Origin of the sequence: Paraburkholderia sp. SEWSISQ10-3 4, from assembly GCF_030464785.1 — a bacterium.
GTDB classification, from domain to species: domain Bacteria; phylum Pseudomonadota; class Gammaproteobacteria; order Burkholderiales; family Burkholderiaceae; genus Paraburkholderia; species Paraburkholderia aspalathi.
Map to the genome: position 1 here is coordinate 749,072 of NZ_JALPRI010000001.1, position 18,688 is coordinate 767,759.

Here is an 18,688-nt window from a genome sequence, read left to right on the forward strand (position 1 = left end):
ACCGGCGATCCTAGGAGACAGGCATGAAGAACTTCTTGATACGGATTGCGCTGCCACTCGTACTGGCTGCGAGTGGGATGCAGATGTCAGTTGCCGCCGACACGACGGCCCAACCGAATGCCGCAGCGGCAGAATCGTGGAACAAAGGAGCGCGCTTCCGGCACGACGAGGTGGCAGTCCTGTTCGTGATGGGGCAGAGCAACAGTGCCGGTCTTAACGGCCTGCCCGCGGATCTGACGTTGTCGGGAGCCTCGGGTGCAGGCGCGGGCACCGGCGGGATGCCGGCACCCAATGTATGGGGCATCCGCAACGACGGCTGGAGCAACATCGCCGGTAACGCCGACGGGTCGGGTGCGCCATTTACCCAGCCGATATCCGCGATCGATCACGTGTCGTGGGTCAACTGGTCGGACAGCACGTCGTCCGACATGAATCTCGGCTACTACGGCGGCAGCGGAAATGCCGCCAATTTCGCCGCGTATGCGTGGCAGTCGGCGATCAATGCAGGCGAGCCGCTGCCCGATCTGTACATCATTCATATCGGCTGGGGCAGCCAGGGCGTGGACGTCGCAGACGATGCGTTCAGCGGCTGCTGCGGCTGGACGGTGCATGGCGTTAATCTCTGGCAACCCATGCTCGATGCAAGCAAGACGCCGACGTATGCGCTTGCACCGTTCGCGCGCCGCATGATGTATCTGGGACTGAAGCAAATTCTGGCGACCGGCAAGAAGCCGCGCATCCTCGGACTGGAGTGGAACCAGTGGGAGGCAGAAGCTGCACCGCTGAATTCGGCCGGCAACGCAACGACGATTCGTCGCGCGCCGCAGAATTACGCTTACCTGTTCAGCAGTTTCTTTGCCGCGGTGGGTTCGACCTTCCCGGTGCTGATCGTGAAGCCGTTGTCGACCGCTTACGACAACGTCACTAACGCAGTCGCGCCTTATAACCCCGCCGCGCTTGCGTCGATGCAGAAAGTGTTCGGCGGCTTCGTCGACGCGAATCCTCGCATCTTCAGTTTCGCCGATGCATCGCAATCGCCGGACTGGAATGGACAGCCGCCCGGCTTCGGTATTTTCCAGGGCGGCACGTTAGGCGGTGGCGACGGCAGCGTGCACTACAACCTGGACACGCAGAAATGGTTCGGCGAGCAGGCACTTGCAGCGTGCCTTGGGCACGCCCGATCCTGCGGACCGCGCATCACGGATCTTCCGAGGCGTACGCCGAATTAACGAACGGATCGCTCCGCGGCCTCCGTTCTCGTTTGTTCATTGGAGCGGAGTAACGCGGGCGACAGGAAGCAGCCCATGACCGCAGACAGAATAATGAAAATCGAGGCCGCATCGACGAGCAGTCCAAAGCGGATAAAAACAAAGTAGCAGCACAGAAGATTCAGCAGATGCAAGCTGATACCCACAGCGGCGACACCCTTCGGGACAACTCTGATGAACGTCGCAAACCGGGATTGGGGACGAGGCACATACCATATGATCAGCAGCCCGAACGTCATGATGAAGGCGCATTCTGCCCATTTCAGCCAGGTGGGACGGCGCAGAAACCGTCCCTCGACAATCGTCTCGATGACCTGCGCCTGAATCTCGATACCCGGCACCAGTTCTCCCAGCGCCGTCGTGCGCATGTCGGTCACGCCGGCACCGGTTAGTCCGACCAGCACCAGCTTGTCCCGGATCCGTTCCGGATCGACTATTCCCTGCATGACGTCGCGCGCCGACACGTAGCGGCTCAGCGTCGACCGAATGGACGCGAAGTGCAACCAGATGTCCCCTCCGGGCTGCGTGGGCACCAACACATCGGCGACACCCACCGCTTGCACGCCCGAGGTATCCGCAAAGACGTCAATCGCCGATGAATCCGTGGCAACGCGGAGCATTTCCATCGGCAGACTGGGGACCAGTTTCTCCCTCAACCCCGTGATGAGCGGAATGTGCCGGACTACGCCTTGTTCGAGCGCTACGCTCAGCATCGCCTGCCCGCGCGCCGCCGCCTGCAGTTCCGGCAGGCTGCCGAGAACATAGTCGAAACGCGGCACGTAGCCCAGCGGGTCGGTGCCATGAACGCGGATCGGAGCGCTTCGCAGATCGGTGCGCGTGCCGAACGCAGCATGGTCGAGCGCCGCGGCGCCCAGTATGGTCGGCGCTGCGCGCAACGATCTCGCGAGAATGGCTTCGTGACTGGGCAGCGCCCGCAAGCCGGCGGCCAGCGCCGCAGCCGTTTCCGGCAGATTGCCCGCCACCTTGTCGGGAGAAGTCTGATCCGGCTCCGGCATATAAATGTCGAGACCGATCGCCAGCGGTTTCAGCGCCGCGATGGCATCGATCAGGTTCGCGAGTCGATTTCGCGGCCAGGGCCATTGGCCGACGGTTGCGAGCGTCTCCTCATCGATCTCGACAATGGTCACCGGCTGAGCCGTCGGAACCCGTGGGTAGTGACGTTGATACTGATCGAACAGAATTTGCCGGGCTGTTTTAAAGGAGTCGGGAAGCGTTTCATCGAGCGTGTCGACGAAAGCTGGACGTGCTATGTCGCTCGGCCATTCGCTGCACAGGTTGAGCAGGCTCAGGCCGAACAACACCGCCAGTGCCACCGGACGCCCCTGGGCCACCCTCAGCAGATTCCTGATCCGGGCGTGCCATGGGTCGAAATAGCGTTTCATCGACGGAAAGGCCATTCAGCGCCGATGACTGGCGCGGGTCATTGGATTGTGATGACTGCGCGCCGGTTCATGCGATTGGGAACACCATCTGCCGTGGGCACCAGTGGCTCGCGCTTGCCCCGGGCCGCGGTTTCTATTTGCTGAGCAGGGATGCCTTGCTTGATCAGGAACGCTGCAACCGTCTTCGCCCGCTGCATGGAAAGTTGGTCATTGAATTCCTGAGAGCCCGCCAGATCAGTATGACCGACCACCACGAGCTGCGGCGCGGGCCACGTCGCCAGGACGGCTTTGAGCTGTTTAACCGTGGCCGTCGACTCAGGGGCCAACTCAGTGGCGGAATCAAAGAGAAAAAAGATCGTGAATGCCTGGGGCCGAGGCGGCCGGGCCGCAAGTAGCGCGCCGTATCGTGTCTCCACCGTGGCCTGGCTACCCATCGTTTTTTCGATGGCGCCGCCCTTGGTGACGTCGGCCTCGGCGTAGGCCTTGTCTATTTTCTGTTCCCCGGTTGCGCTGTGGACAATGACCGCGCCGACTTTGCCATCGGGATCCGGCAATAGAATAATTTTGTCCGGCGTGCTGCACGCGGCGAGGAACGGCAGCAGGATGCACGCTGCGGCAAAGGCCAGCCCGTAATGTCGAATTGCAGCCTTCAACGCGCCCCCCTTATTTATCGCCGACTTCGATGATGAATTCGGTGCCGCGCACGCCCAGCGTGGTAGTCGGCGTGCTGAAGCGGACTGCATCCGGATTCGCCTTCGCCAACTTCCCCGAAATCACAGCCAGGGAACCGCGTTTGATGGAGGCGTCGAGCACCCCGTCATGGGTCGTGGTGTTGAACGCGAATTTGTTGAGCTCGAGGATGGTATTGGCGCCGGCCGAGAGTTGGGTGGCGTCACGCAGCGTGATACCGACGGAAGATTCCGGGCCGGTCACGATGCGATCGCTGCCGAAAACCTCGCTGCCGATGGCCGCACCCGAATTCCCTCCAGCCCGCTCGATCTGCACCGTACCCTTAAGGGTCTTCACGACGCCGGCAGCATCAGCGGCAAGCACATTCGCGACAGCCGTGCATCCGCAGGCAAGAATCAAGGCATATCTGATGGTTCGAAGACGCATCGGTGGCACCTGATTGCGTAAAGTTGCTTTCCGCGGAATAGTGCGGGGGCCCCGATGTCGACCTGGTGTTGTGCGCGATCATTCCCCATTGCTCGTCGAGCTGGGGCTTTTGAAGGACATGCAGAAATACGGCGCTGGATGTCCAGTGGAGATCTGTCTGCTGCACCGAACAGAGTATGGACCTGATTCAAATCACTCTGTGCGCTTCCGCGCATTTCGTCAGACACTTCTCAGCGCAGGTCTTTGACCTGGCTCGGCGTGACGTCTCCGGCAAATCTATTGCCGAAGTGGGTTCTCGTGTAATTGACGACAGCGGCGACCTGATCGTCATTCATCTCGTCGCCAAAGGATGGCATCGCCTTTCGGCCGTGCAGTACGTTGATGATGATGTAGGGCGCGGCTCCGACCGCCGGGTTGTCAGCGAGCGCCGGGTAGTGACCCGCGCCCTGCGCGCCTTTTCCATCGGGCATATGGCATCCCGCGCAGGTCGCGTTGTAGAGCGCTTCGCCGCTTTCTTCGGTGAAGTGATAGCCCGGCGAAATCGTGAAGGCGTGCGGGGCGCCCTGTGATACGACCTGAGCCGACACTGTCGCGGCACCCGACAGCCAGGCCATCAGCATCACGCTGAGGAACAGCGTCGGCCTATCCATTGACGATTCTCCGATGCAAGCGAGTAATCGCATCCAGCGACGACAGCACGGCGCCTTCCTGCCATGCGGGGATATGGGAAGCGTGCTCTCCGGCAAGGACGATCCGTCCGTCGATCTGGCAGAGATTCGCGTAATGCGCTTCTCTCAACACCTCCGTCCATGCGGCGAAGCAGCCATTCGTGAACGGCGATCGGCTCCAGCTCATCGCGAAGCCGTTCTGATACTCGCGCGCGTACTGCGGATGAATCTGGCTGCCCTGGCTCAATGCCACCGCGATCCGTTCCGCGGGAGGCAGCGCACCCATCTCATAGCTGGCGGGTCCCCACATGTAGGCGCCCAGCAGCACCGCGGGACCGGTCGATCCGTAACCTGTTGCCGGATAGCCGATCGTCGAGATCGGCAGGTTCGTATACGTAATGCCGCCGTAAATCTGCTCGTCTTCTTCCCAGAATCGCCGGCCGAATTGCAAGCCGATTTTCACCGATGTCTCGTAGGGCACCGCGTCGATCGCGGCGCGCATGGCCGGGCCGACCGCAATGTCGATCTGACTCAGAATCGAGAGCGGGATCGTGCACACCAGCCAATCCGCGTGCGCGTTCAGTTCGGTTCGGGTGGTCGTATCGGTGTAGCGCACGGTGACGCCATGCTCGTCCTGCACGATGGCTGTGACTCTGGCGTTGAACGTTACGGCGCTCGCGACCTGCGAATAAATCGCATGGGCAATCCTGTCCATGCCACCGACGGGCTGAAAAATGCTGCTCTGGAAATCCTGCTCGTTTCCAGATGAGAGCCAATGCCACAAACGCGATGCAAGCAAGGGGTCGCGCGGGAGCAGATTCGACGGCACGGCATCGGGCATCAGGCCGCCGCCATCCGCGGTCGCGAATCCCCGGCGTTCACTGCTTCGCTGGCCCGCCTGGTAGCTCCCATCTCGACCGAGTGCACCCCATTGGCGCAGGGATTCGAGTAGCAGATGCGCATCTTCGGATGACAACGCATCATCGAGCGCGTTCTTGCGGATTGCTTTGGAAAGGAGCTCGGCGATATAGCCTTGATAGTCGGTCTGCACCGCCCGGAATCGTTGCGGCTTGCCATCGAAAGCCTCTGTCGAATGCAGGTAGGCGTTGTAATTGACCTGGATGAACGGCTCGAGCGGCACCTTCAGGCGCTTTGCGTAGTCCAGTACGCCCTGGTGGTGATATGGAATGCGCCACGGCCCTGGGTTCAGATAAAGCCCGTCAGCGAACTCGCAAGACTGGGTGGCGCCGCCGAGTTCGGTGTAACGATCACCGCCCCTGACAGTCCAGGCCCGACCACCTGCGCGGTTGTTGTACTCGAGCACCTGCACGTGGTAGCCCGCGTTCCTCAACTCAAAGGCCGCGACAAGGCCGGCCATGCCCGCGCCGAGCACGAGAATTCGCGTTCCTTTGGGTGCGCCATCGAGTCTGATCGGTCCGGCGTAGGTCGAGGCAGCGGCAAACCCCAACGTGCCCATGCCTTGCATCATGGCGGCCGCGCCAAGGTTCTTGCCGATCAGCGTCAGCAGGTGCCGGCGGCTCATCGCGTTTGTGGTCATTCTCGACATAAGGACGTGGTGCCCCGACTGGAGAGAAACGATGGCGAATGAAATCAGATGGCGTCCCAGATTGCAAAGGCCAGAGTCATCTGGATTTGTATGTCTGGGGATTGCGTTCGGGTGTGTTGCAGCGGCTAGTTCATTCTATGCGATCGCCCGTGCGACTGTCCGTTGCCAGGACCGCCGGCTACGCGCTGTAGGTCGGGCTCGCTCGGACGCGTGAGACGGTAGTCGGCGTGAAAGGGACATTCGACACGTCTGTGCAAATCGTCAATAATCTGCAGAAACTTGCGGATTCTGGCGATGATCGCCGCTCTGATCACTACCTTGAAATGACCGAGCTGACTGTTGGTCTCAATGCGTGGATTATCCAAGATGGAAACTATGAAGACTTCGAGCGCGGTGAGTCGTACAAGCTTGCGCTTGAATTCGGTGGTTCAGCATTGACTCCGTCCGACGAGCGCGCAATGCGTTGCGCCCAAAATGGCGGATGCCGATACGACGTTGTAGCACAAGTGATATTTGCGACCCATGATGTGTGGGTCATAGACTTCGGTGTCAAAGTCTTCAGCGAAACCAGACCGCCAAGATTCGCGAAAGCTGGACAGTGGGTGAAGGGTCTAATATGGCTAGGCGTCGACCCGTTTTCTTATAAGGAGCGTTTGCACCGAATGCCGCGAATGCCGAACCTTTTCCTAGAATGGGTAGTCGTTCGAATACAGTTGGAGACCACACGTCGGATCGAAGACATTTCTGGGACCGAAAAACTACTTGAGCGTGACAGTGAGCACGAGCAGTGGGTTGATCGGACGGAAACTAATGCGTGGGGGGGGCGACGGAGGTCTAGCGGAGTATCTCCTGTCACTGTCGAAAGCATGAACAGATTGGGGCATCCCAGTCAGAGAGCCATGAGTTGCAGACGTTTCGCGAGGAGGTCACATGAAGGCTGAGGACGCGAAGGCTGAGATAACGGTCGATTGGATCGAGGTATCGAGGAAAGCGCACGAGTTCGCATTGCGTCACGGACGGACGGCTCATATCGACGCGGTGAGGCTGGCAGAAAAGGCGGAGTCTGCTGGCGACGTCAAGGCGAGCCAGTTTTGGCGAGCGGTCTCACGAAGTCTTACGTCTAGATTGGGATGACAGATGGTCGCAGATTATCGACTTAGGCTCATGTTTGAGTGGGGCGGGGGCTGTATTTGGGCGGGAAATGACGCAACCCGCAACAGATACGGAGTTGGTCCAATTGAAGACTTGCTGCCGCTTGCTAATGAGACTCGCAGAAAGCTTGCGGATATGACTGCGTGGCATGACCTATCGCTCAACTGGGACTACCCGCCAGACCCTGGACCATGGGAGGCGCCCGAGTACGAGCGCTTTGAAGCAGCGGCGTCCATGATGCTTGACCATCTTCAATCGGAATTGGGAGACGGCTATTCCATCTTCTACGAGCGGTTAGGATTCTATGAGGAACGAGTCGAGAATCAGTAGACCTGGCTCGGTTTACCGGAAATCTCGCTTCGCAGCGAATGGCCGCCCCTGAGAAGTACCACTGTCCCTTGCGGGTCGAATTGGGCACGTCGTCATTCGGCTCAGTTCGGCCAACCAACCCGTTGTATTCAAAATATGTTTTCGTGAGGTCTGGTGATGCGGCAGGAGCTCGTTGATCTGATTCAACGGATAACAGTGCGTGAGAAGTTAGTCAACTCGGACGAGTCAATCTCATGGCAGGCGTATCGCGAAGCGGAACTGCTTGACGACAAGACGTTAGTTGATGAGCTTGATGCGTACCTACATCAGAAGCCTGAAAGGGAACAGCGTTCGGCGGCTTACTTCATAATCGGCAAGATCGGAACGAATTGCCTCAGCGAGGAGTGCGCGTCACGCCTAATTGAATATTCATCCAAGGAGAGAGACAAGTATGCGCTGGCAGGACTCCTTGACCGGCTTGCTGATATTCCGAAGCCAGAAAGCGTCGACGTAAGGCTCCTGTTTCCTTTTCTCAAAGATAAGCGATGGCTCGTGAGGCATTCCGCAATACGGTCTCTTAAGCACAGTCAGAATGCCGAGGCTGAAGATAAGTTACTGGAGATTCTCGCGACCACCGCAGATCCCTATGACGCAACCTACTGCCGCGCCACTCTTAACCAAATTGGTACGCGCAAAGCTCTGCCCGCTCTTGCGCAAAACCTAAAGTCCCGAAAGCGCGACGTGAAGGTTTCAGCTCAAGCGGCTATAGATGCTATTGAGGCACGTGAGGCCAGCCGGTCGTAGGTAGCGATGATAAATTTTTATCTACCCAACGCTAGCGTTCTATGCGGGTAGATTCAACGTCTGCTTTGAGATGAACCGAAAAGTTGCTCAGGTCGAACTGAGCCAATCGTCGTCAGCCTCAGTGCGGCCAGAAGCCCTCACTCGCCTTCGTGTGGGCGACCGTTCGCAACTAGACCTAGTTCGGGCAAAGACAGAGCCTCGACGTCTAAAATGCGGGATTCAGAAACCATGTGGTGGAGATTGCGTGGCATTTGAACGAATGGCTGACTATCTGCTTGCAAGTCAGCGCAATACTTTTCGCTCCCTCGTAGCTGTGGAGGCGGCGAAGGAAACATCGAGTCGCTCCGGAGCCATGCGATTTCGTCCAATGGTTCGCATAGTCGCGACCATTGCCGTGTGCGTAATGGGTGGCGGGTGCGCATCCGCGCCTGAACCTGGCGACTACGCTAGCAACAATATGAAAGCGGTTCTATCGCCTGAATGCCCTGACATCACTGGCATTTACGAAGGCAGAGTACGACAGATCGTCGAAGGTTATGGACCGGATGCATTACCTTTCACGGACGAGATATTCCATCCGGAGAACGTTGAAGCAGCCCAAGCGATGCGCGCCGGCTATAAGAGGGACGCGGACGGTCGTCGCATCGCGCCGAATACCACGGTATTTCAGAAGAATACTGACGGCAACTACATGGTCGCCACTTATTACGGTACGTCCGAGCTAGGGAGCTTCCGAACCAAATTTGACAGCGGCGTCAAAGTATCGTGCGAGGCAGGGGTTATTAGTTGGGCGACTCAGGAGCAGTCGTCACGATCCGAATACGGGCCGAACTACTTCTTTTCCGGCCGTTCGGTGCGGCTCGATAGCAATGGCGATATTCTGCTCACGACGTGGACGCATATGAGCTATCACATGACGCTACTGTGGCTCCCTATGGGAGCTGGTACGGATAAAGTGGTTTATCGCTATAAGCGTTTGCGATCGGCTAGCGATCATTGACGGCACTCCGGCCATAAACGGACCTTCGACGTTCAGTCATGAGCGTCCGGATGGCGGCGAATTACCGCCGTCCCGATGGTATGCAAAGCACAACGAGCAACGTATTGCGATAAAGTCGGTACCGACACGCCGCGCGATCAGCTCAAAATACTGTTATCTCATCAGCAAGCTACGTCGTGTAGATTGGTGCGCGACCAATTCGATGCTCTCGCTCTCGCGCCTATCGCACACGACGGGAGAACTAGGGCTTACAGGAGCTCGTCGACCTGAGCGGATACGGCACGGTGGAGGTGCCATTTACACTTGAGATAAGTTCGCGCGCAAAGATCTCGTCAGGGCCATCATTGTCTTGCACCAAGATCTCATAGTCACGCCCATGCTCGGGCACGAAGGTGCTAGCTTTCGCCGCGTCGGTCACCCTGTACCGCTTCCCATTGATAAACTGTTCGCTCGAAATCTGCGCGTGAACCGTCATTGGCTGGCCAGCCGGGACAATGTACTCGTGGAAATACCGAGCCGCGTCGGGCGGCACGGGCATGCCGACGGTCTTGTTAGACAGGCTCGACAAGCCGGGTTTGGACGCGACGAAGTGCTTGGCCTCACCTGTAAAGCACGCGGTGTTCAAATAGAAGGTCACATTCGCCCCCCAATACACACGCACGCGAGCTTCCGTTTCCGGGTGATAGCCCGCCGCAGTCTGAGACGGCGTCCCCGCGCAGGCGCACAGCAGCACTGAGCTCACAATTGAAACGAACAGGGTGGAAGTATGACGTGTCATTGGGGGTGTAATCGAGAGAATGAAGGCGAGCGCTTGAAGCGGTATAACCAGCGTGACTGAGTATCGAAAGTTCGCGTTATCTATATCGGCTTCGAGTCAAAAAACTTAAATTCGGAGGCGGACCCGCCATCGTGCGTACGCTACCGTCCCCCGAACCCTTGAAGCATCGGATCTGTTTAATACCGACAGTGCCTGGGGGTTGTGCACAAAGCCGCTCTTGCGTTTGCGCAACGTGAATGGCTGACCGTCGGTGCCACAATGGTCATTGCACTTGCCGACCACTCATTTACATGCTCATCGCGCAAAATGAGCGCCTCAGCCGTGTGGACGCGCATTGCCACACGGTGTTCTAACTTTCGCGTTTGGAAGGCGAACTGGCTCAATGACAGCGGTTATCTCTCCAGTCCTGTTCGACATGGACGACGTCCTGTCTCATTACGACCGCTCGGCTCGGGTCAATCACCTCTCGGCACTATCGGGTCAAGCGCCCGAGACTGTGCAAAAAGCCATTTGGGGTTCGGGCCTGGAAGGTCGAGCAGACGCCGGTTCTGTAGGCGATGAAGAGTATCTGACAACAATGGGAGACCTACTAGGTTGCCGTATCTCTCGCGACGATTGGCTAGCCTCTCGCCGCGCATCAATATCGCCGAACACGGAAGTCTTGGCGCTTGCCGCGGCTCTTGCAGCGCGACACCGCGGAGCGGCTCTGACAAACAATTGTCGGATGGTGACCGACCACATCCAATTTCTTAATCCCGCAGTGGCTGAACTTTTCGGCGACCAGATCTACTCGTCCGCGTCATTGGGCGCGGCAAAGCCGGCTGTCGATGTATACCTTCGCTGTCTCGATCGCCTCGGTGCGAGTGCGGCTGAGACGCTCTTTGTCGATGACCTCGAGACTAATGTGGCAGGCGCGATCAGCGCGGGTCTTCACGGGCATGTGTTCACCGGCGCCGAATCACTATCCGCCAAATTGCGGCGGCTCAATTTGCTGTAGTGGGCGACAAGGAAAATTGCGAATTCTCAACTGCCCCTTCGCATTGCCCCAGGCGCGGAACCTCCCGCGCCTGGGTGCATGACGGGAGTACGAGGTTTAGCTCCCTTGCAGCCGAATATCACGCGACGACGCCCCGACGTACACCGTCCCGCCAGGCACATACCGCCAGCCATTGCGCGACGTATCCCACACGCTCTGCATGCGCGGTGTGACCGTGATGCGGACGTGGCGTGCATCGCCGGGGTTCAGGCCGATCTTCTCCCAGCCGACCAGACGTCGCGGCGGCTCGTCGCGGTAGGGCACGCCGAGATACACCTGCGGCACTTCCGCGCCCGCCATGCGGCCATCGTTGCGCACCGTGAACGACACGTCGATCGCGCCGTCAGGGCGATGCTTCACCGAAAGCCCCGAGTACGAGAAATGCGTGTACGACAGCCCATATCCGAACTCGAACATCGGAGTGATGTTTTTCGCGTCGTACCAGCGGTAGCCCATGTTCAGCTTCTCTGCGTAGACAGGGTCCGGCTCGAACGCGCCGCTTTGCCCCCACGTCGGCGTATCCTGATCGCGCACAGGGAAGGTGACGGGCAACTTGCCGGAAGGATTGACCTTGCCGAACAGCACGTTCGCGATCGCATTGCCGCCGCCTTCACCCGGATACCAGGCTTCCACGATTGCCGCCACGCGATCCTTCCACGGCATCAGCACCGGGTTGCCGCTTTCCACAACAACGATCGTGCGGGGATTGGCGTGCGCGACCGCGTCGACGAGCGCATCCTGGTTCGACGGATTCGCAAGGCTCAGACTTTGCAAATCGCCGAAGTCTTCACCCGCCGGCTGCGCGACGACGACAATTGCGACATCCGAGCGAGCCGCGAGCGCCGCCGCCTGGTCGATCTCCTGTTGCGTGTATGCGCGAAACGGCGTTTGCTGATCGCTGTTGCCCGCAAAGCTCACCTGTGCCGACGGTGCGAGCGCGCGAATCGCGGCAACAATGGGTGTGTTCAGCTTCAGCCACGGATTGGTCCACCAACTGCATCCAGTCGATGTGCCGAACGTCAAGCCGCCGCAACCCGCGAATGCCCCTGTGACCGGGTCACGCGTATTGCCTGACCCACCGCCCGTCAGCACGGCTGCATCTGCGTGTCCACCAATCACTGCAATCCGTGAGAGCGAGGCTGCGGAGAGCGGCAACTGGTTGCTGTCGTTCTTGAGCAAGACCATCGACTGCTCGGAGACCGCCTGTGCGAATGCGTTCGCGCCAGCGAAGTTGATCGTGGCGCCCCCCTTCGCAGGATCATCCATCACACCGACGCGAATCATCACGTACAGCTTGCGACGCACCATGTCGTCGAGACGCGCGGTCGATACCGAGCCGTTCGCTATCGCCTGCCGAACTGCCGTAGGTGTCAGATAGACGGTGGAGCCGACGTCTTCTTCCTCGTCGAGGCCCGCGTTGATCGCGTTTGCTGTGCTATGCGTCGCCCCCCAATCCGACTGGACCTGTCCTTCAAAGCGCCAATCGTTCTTTAGCACGTCGTTCAGCAGATGCGCGTTCTCGCACGCATAGTCGCCATTGAGCCGGTTATAGCTGCACATCACGCTGCCTGGCTGCGCGCGCTTTGCGGCAATTTCAAACGGCAATAGATAGAGCTCGCGCAGCGTGCGCTCGTCGATCTGGCTGTTGCCGCCCCCGCGGTTATGTTCCTGCTCGTTGCCGGCGTAGTGCTTGATCGTGGCGATGACTTTCTCACTCTGCGTGCCGTCCGTGCGCTCGGCGAGCATCTCGCCGGCGAGCACTGGATCTTCGCCGAGGTACTCAAACAGCCGGCCGCCGCGCGGCTCGCGCGCGAGATTCGTGCCACCGCCAAGTCCCATTCCGAAGCCCTGTGCACGCAGTTCTATCGCAACCTGTCTGCCGAAATTGGAAGACAGGCGGCGATCCCAGCTTGCTGCAAGCGCGATCGTTGCCGGGAAGGTCGTGCTGGCCTGCGACGTGCTGCCGGAGCCCGTCGCGGAGTCGACCATGTTCAGATCAGGAATGCCGAGACGCGGTACCCCTTGAATGTAGCCTGCACCACCTCCCGGCACGGCAGACATTGCGTATTCCGAATGAATAAATTGCAGCTTTTCGTCGAGCGTCATCTTGCTGACGAGGGTGTCGGCGCGCCGATGCGCGGCGGCCGATCCGAACGCGTTCATCGCAGCTGAAGTGGGCGCGAAATCAAGTGAAAAGTCGGGTACATCCGCACGGGCAGCGACGCACACGGCCGCCGCTAACGCGACTGCTGGCCATAGTTTCTTCTGCATAGTTGTCTCTCCGAGATTCTGCTTTTGTTGGAATGCGGAAGCGGAGCGAGTCCGACAGGTTCACAGCGGACACGAAGGCTGGCGACGCAGGATAGCTGCGCAAACGTTTGCCTGCCCGAGCGGAATCGGGACCATCGGATTGACTGTAGCGACTCTCCGTGCAACGTAATGTAAGAATGTAGTCTGACTACAGCATCAGTACTTCTACTAATACGATGCGTTTTTATGCTGAATGAGGGTCGCCCGGTAAAAATTAACAGCGATTAAATGCATTGAGCACGTAAATCCAATGCATTCAGCACGACGAGTTCTGCCCAGTGCGGCTAAGCTTCAATTTCACGAAATGAAATATATCGGTCTATTTTGGTGTCAACGATTATTTTCATTCAAATTGCAGGCGGCTGTCCAATTCCAATGAAATCTGGCGTTCGCCGGCTCCGAGGCTCCATCGAATATGTACTCCGTGATCTGGACCGTCACATGGACATTCGTGCGACTACCCCGTTTTCTGAGCGGCCGTGTCGATCACAACGACGCGTGATTCATGGATGTTTGAGCGCAATGTTCGCCAGCGTGCGCAGTTCGTCGAACTGCGTAACGAGTTCGAGGCAGAGAATAAAGGCCAGCGCCGCTGAAGGTCCCGGGTAGCGTTCTATCCATCGCAGCGCCGGAGTCGCGTAGCGCACGCGGATCACACGTCGCGTCATGACATAAGTAATTCCGATTCCCACAGCGGCGCCCACCAGCAAATCGGTTGGGTAGTGAAAGCCGAGATAGGCGCGCGGAACGCAAATGAACAGCACGGTATAGAGAATCGCCAGTACACCGATGCCACGCGACACGAGGAAGATGCCGGTGGCGACCGCCATCCATAGCATCGCGTGATCGCTAGGGAACGAACTCCAACTTGTCAGCAGTGCTTCCTTGATATTGCTACCGGCAAACTGCAGATGCAGTTCGGCGCTATAGACGGGGCGCACTCTGAACGGCAACCAGTGAGTCAGCAGTCTTCCGACGAAGAGCGCCACGAGGCCACTGAGAAGCGTCGCGAGAACCATTTCTCGTCGCCATTCGCGGCGCTCGTCCTGCTGAAACCACATCCACCACAGCACGGGAATGAGTACGAGGCCTTTGAAGGTGTAAAGGTCGGCGATGCTTTCTATGGATTGGGTCGCGAAATGGCCGAAGTGTACGTTGGACAGATATATTTCTATAGACGAATCGAAGCTATTCATCATTTTTTATGAAACTTGGCTAGTCGCATCGAGGCTAGCATAGCCCACTGAATGCGCTGCATTTATTGGTGCTTTCCTTCACTGGCTGCACTCCGAGACGCGCCGCACAGTTCGCAAGATGGCAACCATCGCCAGGTGATGCAGGCGAACGTCAAACAAAGCGCGATGGAGGGAATCGCGGAGTCCTTCGCTGCGGTCGGACTCTTGCGCCGCTACAGCGACTGAAGAAGCTGGCGTGGTTCATCAAGCGCTGGCTCCGGCTCACATGAGAATCGCCAGTGCAGCGCTGCGAAAGGTATTCGGCGTTTCGGGCTTAGCCTTTGATTGAACCACGCCGTTTTTTAATCAACGTTCAGTCATGGTGACGATGTTTGTGATGGCGCTTGTTCGGTCGGTAGCCGCGGGCGTAGTCGTCCGAGTACGAATTGGAGCGCGACATGTTCCCGCCGAGCGCTGAACCCGCGCCGCCGCCCACAGCCGCGCCGACGAGGCCGCCCGTGCGGCCGCCCATCGCATTGCCTGCCGCCGTGCCGGCACCGCCGCCGAGCGCGCCACCGATGATGGCGCCCGTGCGTTCCCTGCGGTTTGACGTGACTGCGCCGCCGGCGCCGCCGCCAATTGCACCGCCAATGACGGAACCGGTGCTGCCGCCTACTGCGCCACCCAGGGCAGCACCGGCTACGCCGCCGAGCGCGCCGCCAAGGGCATTGTTCATATCGCCGGCCACCGCGGGTAACGACGCTGCAGTGGTGAGCGCTGCAATGACCACAATCTGGAAAATTCTCTTCGACATAAAAAGGTCTTTAGTTTTTGGGACGGCGCCGAGTATAACCGCCCCACGAAAGCATTTTGTAACCTACCAGTTGGGGCCTCGGTAAGAGGTGTAACAAAATGATCCGATGGCTTTCTAGTGGAACGCTTTCGGCGCCATTGGCGTCAGGCGGCCGCGAAGGTAGGGAGTAGTCCGCCGGAATCGAGTCGTGAAAGATGTCGGCGCTCCTGATCTGGCAGGCGCATCCGGAACGCTACATTTGTGTGTATGACCGTAGATGGCGCCCTGCTATCCTGTTTGAACTACACGCTGCCCTATCCGCGGGCAGCGAATTTCCTGATCGAGCGCCGTCATGAGATCGTCAGGCCTCAGGGTGCGCAGGTTCAGCTCGGCGGCTCAGGAACGCGCGTTCCGGATGGACTATGCGCGGCGCTTCTTCGGACAGCGCAGGCTCGCCATCACAATCTTCACCGCGTTGTGGGTCGCGTTTTCCATCCGCGACTTCCCCCGGTTAAACGTACTCGATCCCGCCCATCTGCACCACAACGAGCTCATTTTCCTGAGAGTCGCCGGCGCGATCGGAATGGCGATTCCCGTGCTGTTCTGGACCCCTCGCGCACTCGATGAACGTTGGGCCGTCGGGCTGCTCAGTGTCTGGACGATCAGTTGCTGGTTCGCCACCCTGAGAATGCTGCAGTTCTATCCGGGCGACCTTGGCTGGCGCGAAGTCTATCCGGTGCTGATGTTTTCCCTTTTCGTGATATTCATGGCTTTTCGGCTTCGGGTGATCACGGCGGCATGGCTGATCGGGATATGCGTCGTCAGCTATCTGGTCATGCTTTATTTCAAACCCGTCGGCGGGAGTGTCGAACTGCGCGTGGAGTCAGTGGCTGCGCACGCCACGATGCTGCCGTTGATGTCTATTGTCGGCGTGCTGCTCAGCATTCCGCTGGAACGTGCCGCGAGGCGCGAATTCATCTACCGGCGCACCTTGCGTGCGGCCAAGGCGCGCGTCGAAGCGGCGTCGCGCGCGGTCAACGAGCAAAACAAACGCATGCAGGAGCTCGTCAAGGAGAAAGAACGGTTCTTTTCATCGGCGTATCACGACATCCAGCAGCCTCTCGCCGCCATCAACCTTTTCATCCGAAGCGCCCGGACGAGGATCAAGGACGGCTACGCTGTGGATCGCGAGCTCGATGTCATCGAGGAGACCGCGTCCGACATCCTCGACATGTTCAAGGATATTCAGGACTACAGCGAGCTGGGTTCATATGTTCCCCATGTCGTACCTGTCGATACCCGCGGCCTGTTGACCGAGGTCTTCGAGCAATACCGGGAGACGGCGCGATTGCGTGGCATCGATCTAAGAATTGCGGGGCGACGACGGTACCCGCCGTCCATCGAAACCGACCGATCGCTCTTCAAGCGGTCCGTGTCGAATCTCGTATCGAACGCGATCAAGAACACGTCATCGGGTGGCGTTGTGCTTGGCTGGGTGCAACTGAATGAACGGCTGCGCGTCGATGTATGGGATACAGGCATCGGTATTGCGCCCGCCCATCGGGATGCGATTTTCTCCGAGTACTATCAGATCAACAATCCGGGGCGCGATCGTTCGAAAGGGTTGGGACTGGGGCTTTCGATTGTGCATCGTGCGATCCATATTCTGCCGGGACACAGCATGAGTTTCGCCTCCGTGGAAGGGCGCGGATCACGCTTTTCCCTTTACGCGACGGTTTCGGCATTAACCCCGATCGTCGGGACACATGCTCAGGATGGCGACGTCTACACGCCCGATCTCACTGGCACGTTCATGCTGCTGTGCGACGATGAGCCTACTGTCCTCGAGGGCCTGAGGCGTCTTTTCTCAAGCGCGGGCGCGCTCGTGTACGCCGCCGAGTCGATGGCTGGATTCGAAGCCATCCTTGCCGACGACAGCCGCATTCCCGATCTCATCGTCGCCGATATCCGCCTGCGCGACGGAGCCACCGGCAGGGAGGTTGCCAGTCGGATCAGGCGTCATTTCGCATGGGCGGGCGTTATTCCCGTCGCATTTATCACCGGCGAACTGCTGTCCGATCACGTCCTTCGCGACTTCCCCAAACCGTTCGTGCTATTGCGCAAGTCCTCCGCCCCTAAAGACCTGCTGGCGGAGATCAGCCGGTACGTGAGCGCTCAGCGGAAGATGAAATTCGATCTCGCGAACGATCAGTGATTGAAAGCGTCCTGAGCGCGGTGGTTCTTTGAGTACGCTTGATTCGTCTAATGATGGGCGAAAACCGCCACTTTTCAGGCGACGCCATTTAGATCAGCCGCCACTGTGTACTATCTGACCTGAATACATCGGACGATCACTACTGGTCTAGCCATCTTCCGATGTGTAATTGCAGCTCGGCTCGAAGCAGTTCCAGGAGACGATGGGATGCGCGTACTGATCGTCGACGACCATGAACTGTTCAGAGCCGGATTGGCGCTTCTGCTGACGGAGCTCTTTCCGGACATCGAGTTGCTGCACGCGAGCACATTGTCGCAGGGGATGAATCATGCGCTTGGCGAGCTCCTGAACATCGTTTTTCTCGATCTCGACCTGCCCGATGGCAACGGTTGCAATGCGCTTGCCGAATTGAAGGAGTCGCGACCGTCGTTACCGGTGATCGTGATATCGGCCGATGAGCGAGTGGAAACCATCAGTCGATGCATCCAGCTCCGCGCCATGGGATACGTGCCCAAATCGTCACCGCCTGAAGCGCTTCGTGCGGCGATAAGCGCGGTGCTTGCCGGGGGCGTGTTCCTGCCGGCCTCCAGCATCGCCAGCCTCAGTCGTGATATGGACACTGACAAAGCTCCGGCAAATGGACCTGAAGATAAACAGCCGCGCGTTAAATCGGACACGAGCAATGCGTCCGAGCTGGGGCTCACACCGAGAGAGTTCGAAACGTTGGCGTGGCTGGTGCGCGGACTTCCGTCCAAGGCCATTGCCGTGAGAATGGGGCTCGAGGACATTACGGTACGGAAATACATCAGTCATCTGCTTGCGCATTTCAATCTGCGGCGCCGTACGGAACTCATCGTCATGCTGGCGGATAGAGGGGTCAGGCTGGGTGTCCCGCCGGTTACGGATCCGGCGCTTGACCGAAGCCTGCCGGCTGATGGCGGGCACCCAACCGCCTGACTATCAGATTGACAAGTCTGGTCGCGAACGATCGTAGTGCATACATCTTTCGCCGACGTTTGCTGTCCACCACCTACGCATGTGCGTTGCGACGGCACTTCCCCTGACCAAGAATGAATATGACAGCAACGCTGAGG

15 protein-coding genes are annotated in these 18,688 nt (G+C 58.8%); 6 read left to right on the top strand and 9 right to left on the bottom strand.

Annotated elements, in window-relative coordinates; genetic code table 11:
* The first annotated feature begins 23 nt into the window (after window positions 1–23).
* Window positions 24–1,229 (top strand): hypothetical protein, encoded by a 1,206-nt coding sequence (locus M0D68_RS03380; RefSeq protein ID WP_266223772.1) that lies wholly within the window; start codon window positions 24–26, stop codon window positions 1,227–1,229.
* On the opposite strand, the gene M0D68_RS03385 is transcribed toward M0D68_RS03380, so the two are convergent.
* The 5 genes from M0D68_RS03385 to M0D68_RS03405 form a co-directional block, all read right to left on the bottom strand.
* Entirely contained in the window at window positions 1,226–2,671 is a 1,446-nt protein-coding gene (locus M0D68_RS03385) for a CHASE2 domain-containing protein (protein WP_211699990.1), read from the bottom strand. The two genes, M0D68_RS03380 and M0D68_RS03385, sit on opposite strands and share 4 nt — an antisense overlap.
* Before the next feature lie 38 nt (window positions 2,672–2,709).
* Window positions 2,710–3,324 carry an OmpA family protein gene (locus tag M0D68_RS03390; protein ID WP_266223773.1) on the bottom strand — a complete coding sequence of 205 codons (615 nt, stop codon included), beginning with the start codon at window positions 3,322–3,324 and terminating at the stop codon, window positions 2,710–2,712.
* Between the two features lie 10 nt (window positions 3,325–3,334).
* The gene (locus M0D68_RS03395; protein WP_200618642.1) at window positions 3,335–3,787 is read right to left on the bottom strand and encodes a FecR domain-containing protein; all 453 of its coding nucleotides are present in this window, start codon (window positions 3,785–3,787) and stop codon (window positions 3,335–3,337) included.
* A 230-nt stretch (window positions 3,788–4,017) separates the two neighbouring features.
* Entirely contained in the window at window positions 4,018–4,437 is a 420-nt protein-coding gene (locus M0D68_RS03400) for a cytochrome c (protein WP_266223774.1), read from the bottom strand.
* Entirely contained in the window at window positions 4,430–5,998 is a 1,569-nt protein-coding gene (locus M0D68_RS03405) for a flavin monoamine oxidase family protein (protein ID WP_266223775.1), read from the bottom strand. The genes M0D68_RS03400 and M0D68_RS03405 overlap by 8 nt, the downstream gene beginning before the upstream one ends.
* A gap of 1,662 nt (window positions 5,999–7,660) precedes the next feature.
* On the opposite strand from M0D68_RS03405, the gene M0D68_RS03410 reads away from it, so the two are divergent.
* The gene (locus tag M0D68_RS03410) at window positions 7,661–8,287 is read left to right on the top strand and encodes a HEAT repeat domain-containing protein (protein WP_266223777.1); all 627 of its coding nucleotides are present in this window, start codon (window positions 7,661–7,663) and stop codon (window positions 8,285–8,287) included.
* Window positions 8,288–8,531: 244 nt separating this feature from the next.
* On the top strand, window positions 8,532–9,287 hold the full coding sequence (locus M0D68_RS03415; protein WP_266223778.1) for a hypothetical protein: 756 nt from the start codon (window positions 8,532–8,534) through the stop codon (window positions 9,285–9,287).
* A 241-nt stretch (window positions 9,288–9,528) separates the two neighbouring features.
* On the opposite strand, the gene M0D68_RS03420 is transcribed toward M0D68_RS03415, so the two are convergent.
* Complete coding sequence (locus M0D68_RS03420; protein WP_266223779.1) at window positions 9,529–10,065, bottom strand: hypothetical protein; 537 nt, start codon at window positions 10,063–10,065, stop codon at window positions 9,529–9,531.
* Window positions 10,066–10,447: 382 nt separating this feature from the next.
* Here M0D68_RS03420 and M0D68_RS03425 point away from each other — a divergent pair, with 382 nt between their 5' ends.
* A complete protein-coding gene (locus M0D68_RS03425; RefSeq protein ID WP_266223780.1) occupies window positions 10,448–11,062 on the top strand; it encodes an HAD family phosphatase in 615 nt (204 codons plus the stop codon).
* Between the two features lie 96 nt (window positions 11,063–11,158).
* Here M0D68_RS03425 and M0D68_RS03430 read toward each other — a convergent pair whose 3' ends face one another.
* From M0D68_RS03430 to M0D68_RS03440, 3 genes are all read right to left on the bottom strand, one after another.
* A complete protein-coding gene (locus tag M0D68_RS03430; RefSeq protein ID WP_200652377.1) occupies window positions 11,159–13,372 on the bottom strand; it encodes a beta-glucosidase in 2,214 nt (737 codons plus the stop codon).
* Between the two features lie 542 nt (window positions 13,373–13,914).
* Window positions 13,915–14,607, bottom strand: coding sequence for a phosphatase PAP2 family protein (locus M0D68_RS03435; RefSeq protein ID WP_266223967.1), 693 nt, complete (start codon window positions 14,605–14,607; stop codon window positions 13,915–13,917).
* Window positions 14,608–14,959: 352 nt separating this feature from the next.
* Entirely contained in the window at window positions 14,960–15,400 is a 441-nt protein-coding gene (locus M0D68_RS03440) for a hypothetical protein (RefSeq protein ID WP_266223781.1), read from the bottom strand.
* Between the two features lie 331 nt (window positions 15,401–15,731).
* Here M0D68_RS03440 and M0D68_RS03445 point away from each other — a divergent pair, with 331 nt between their 5' ends.
* Together M0D68_RS03445 and M0D68_RS03450 are read left to right on the top strand one after the other, a co-directional pair.
* The gene (locus tag M0D68_RS03445; protein ID WP_266223782.1) at window positions 15,732–17,594 is read left to right on the top strand and encodes a hybrid sensor histidine kinase/response regulator; all 1,863 of its coding nucleotides are present in this window, start codon (window positions 15,732–15,734) and stop codon (window positions 17,592–17,594) included.
* A gap of 207 nt (window positions 17,595–17,801) precedes the next feature.
* Window positions 17,802–18,551 carry a response regulator transcription factor gene (locus tag M0D68_RS03450; protein WP_211707632.1) on the top strand — a complete coding sequence of 250 codons (750 nt, stop codon included), beginning with the start codon at window positions 17,802–17,804 and terminating at the stop codon, window positions 18,549–18,551.
* Window positions 18,552–18,688 lie beyond the last annotated feature (137 nt).

What these genes read in the sequence shown, in the direction of transcription:
- M0D68_RS03405 (WP_266223775.1), bottom strand. Translation starts at nt 5,998, where the DNA reads ATGAGCCGCCGGCACCTGCTGACGCTGATCGGCAAGAACCTTGGCGCG.
- M0D68_RS03400 (WP_266223774.1), bottom strand. Translation starts at nt 4,437, where the DNA reads ATGGATAGGCCGACGCTGTTCCTCAGCGTGATGCTGATGGCCTGGCTG.
- M0D68_RS03380 (WP_266223772.1), top strand. Translation starts at nt 24, where the DNA reads ATGAAGAACTTCTTGATACGGATTGCGCTGCCACTCGTACTGGCTGCG.
- M0D68_RS03420 (WP_266223779.1), bottom strand. Translation starts at nt 10,065, where the DNA reads ATGACACGTCATACTTCCACCCTGTTCGTTTCAATTGTGAGCTCAGTG.
- M0D68_RS03410 (WP_266223777.1), top strand. Translation starts at nt 7,661, where the DNA reads ATGCGGCAGGAGCTCGTTGATCTGATTCAACGGATAACAGTGCGTGAG.
- M0D68_RS03440 (WP_266223781.1), bottom strand. Translation starts at nt 15,400, where the DNA reads ATGTCGAAGAGAATTTTCCAGATTGTGGTCATTGCAGCGCTCACCACT.
- M0D68_RS03445 (WP_266223782.1), top strand. Translation starts at nt 15,732, where the DNA reads ATGAGATCGTCAGGCCTCAGGGTGCGCAGGTTCAGCTCGGCGGCTCAG.
- M0D68_RS03450 (WP_211707632.1), top strand. Translation starts at nt 17,802, where the DNA reads ATGCGCGTACTGATCGTCGACGACCATGAACTGTTCAGAGCCGGATTG.
- M0D68_RS03385 (WP_211699990.1), bottom strand. Translation starts at nt 2,671, where the DNA reads ATGAAACGCTATTTCGACCCATGGCACGCCCGGATCAGGAATCTGCTG.
- M0D68_RS03395 (WP_200618642.1), bottom strand. Translation starts at nt 3,787, where the DNA reads ATGCGTCTTCGAACCATCAGATATGCCTTGATTCTTGCCTGCGGATGC.
- M0D68_RS03430 (WP_200652377.1), bottom strand. Translation starts at nt 13,372, where the DNA reads ATGCAGAAGAAACTATGGCCAGCAGTCGCGTTAGCGGCGGCCGTGTGC.
- M0D68_RS03435 (WP_266223967.1), bottom strand. Translation starts at nt 14,607, where the DNA reads ATGAATAGCTTCGATTCGTCTATAGAAATATATCTGTCCAACGTACAC.
- M0D68_RS03425 (WP_266223780.1), top strand. Translation starts at nt 10,448, where the DNA reads ATGACAGCGGTTATCTCTCCAGTCCTGTTCGACATGGACGACGTCCTG.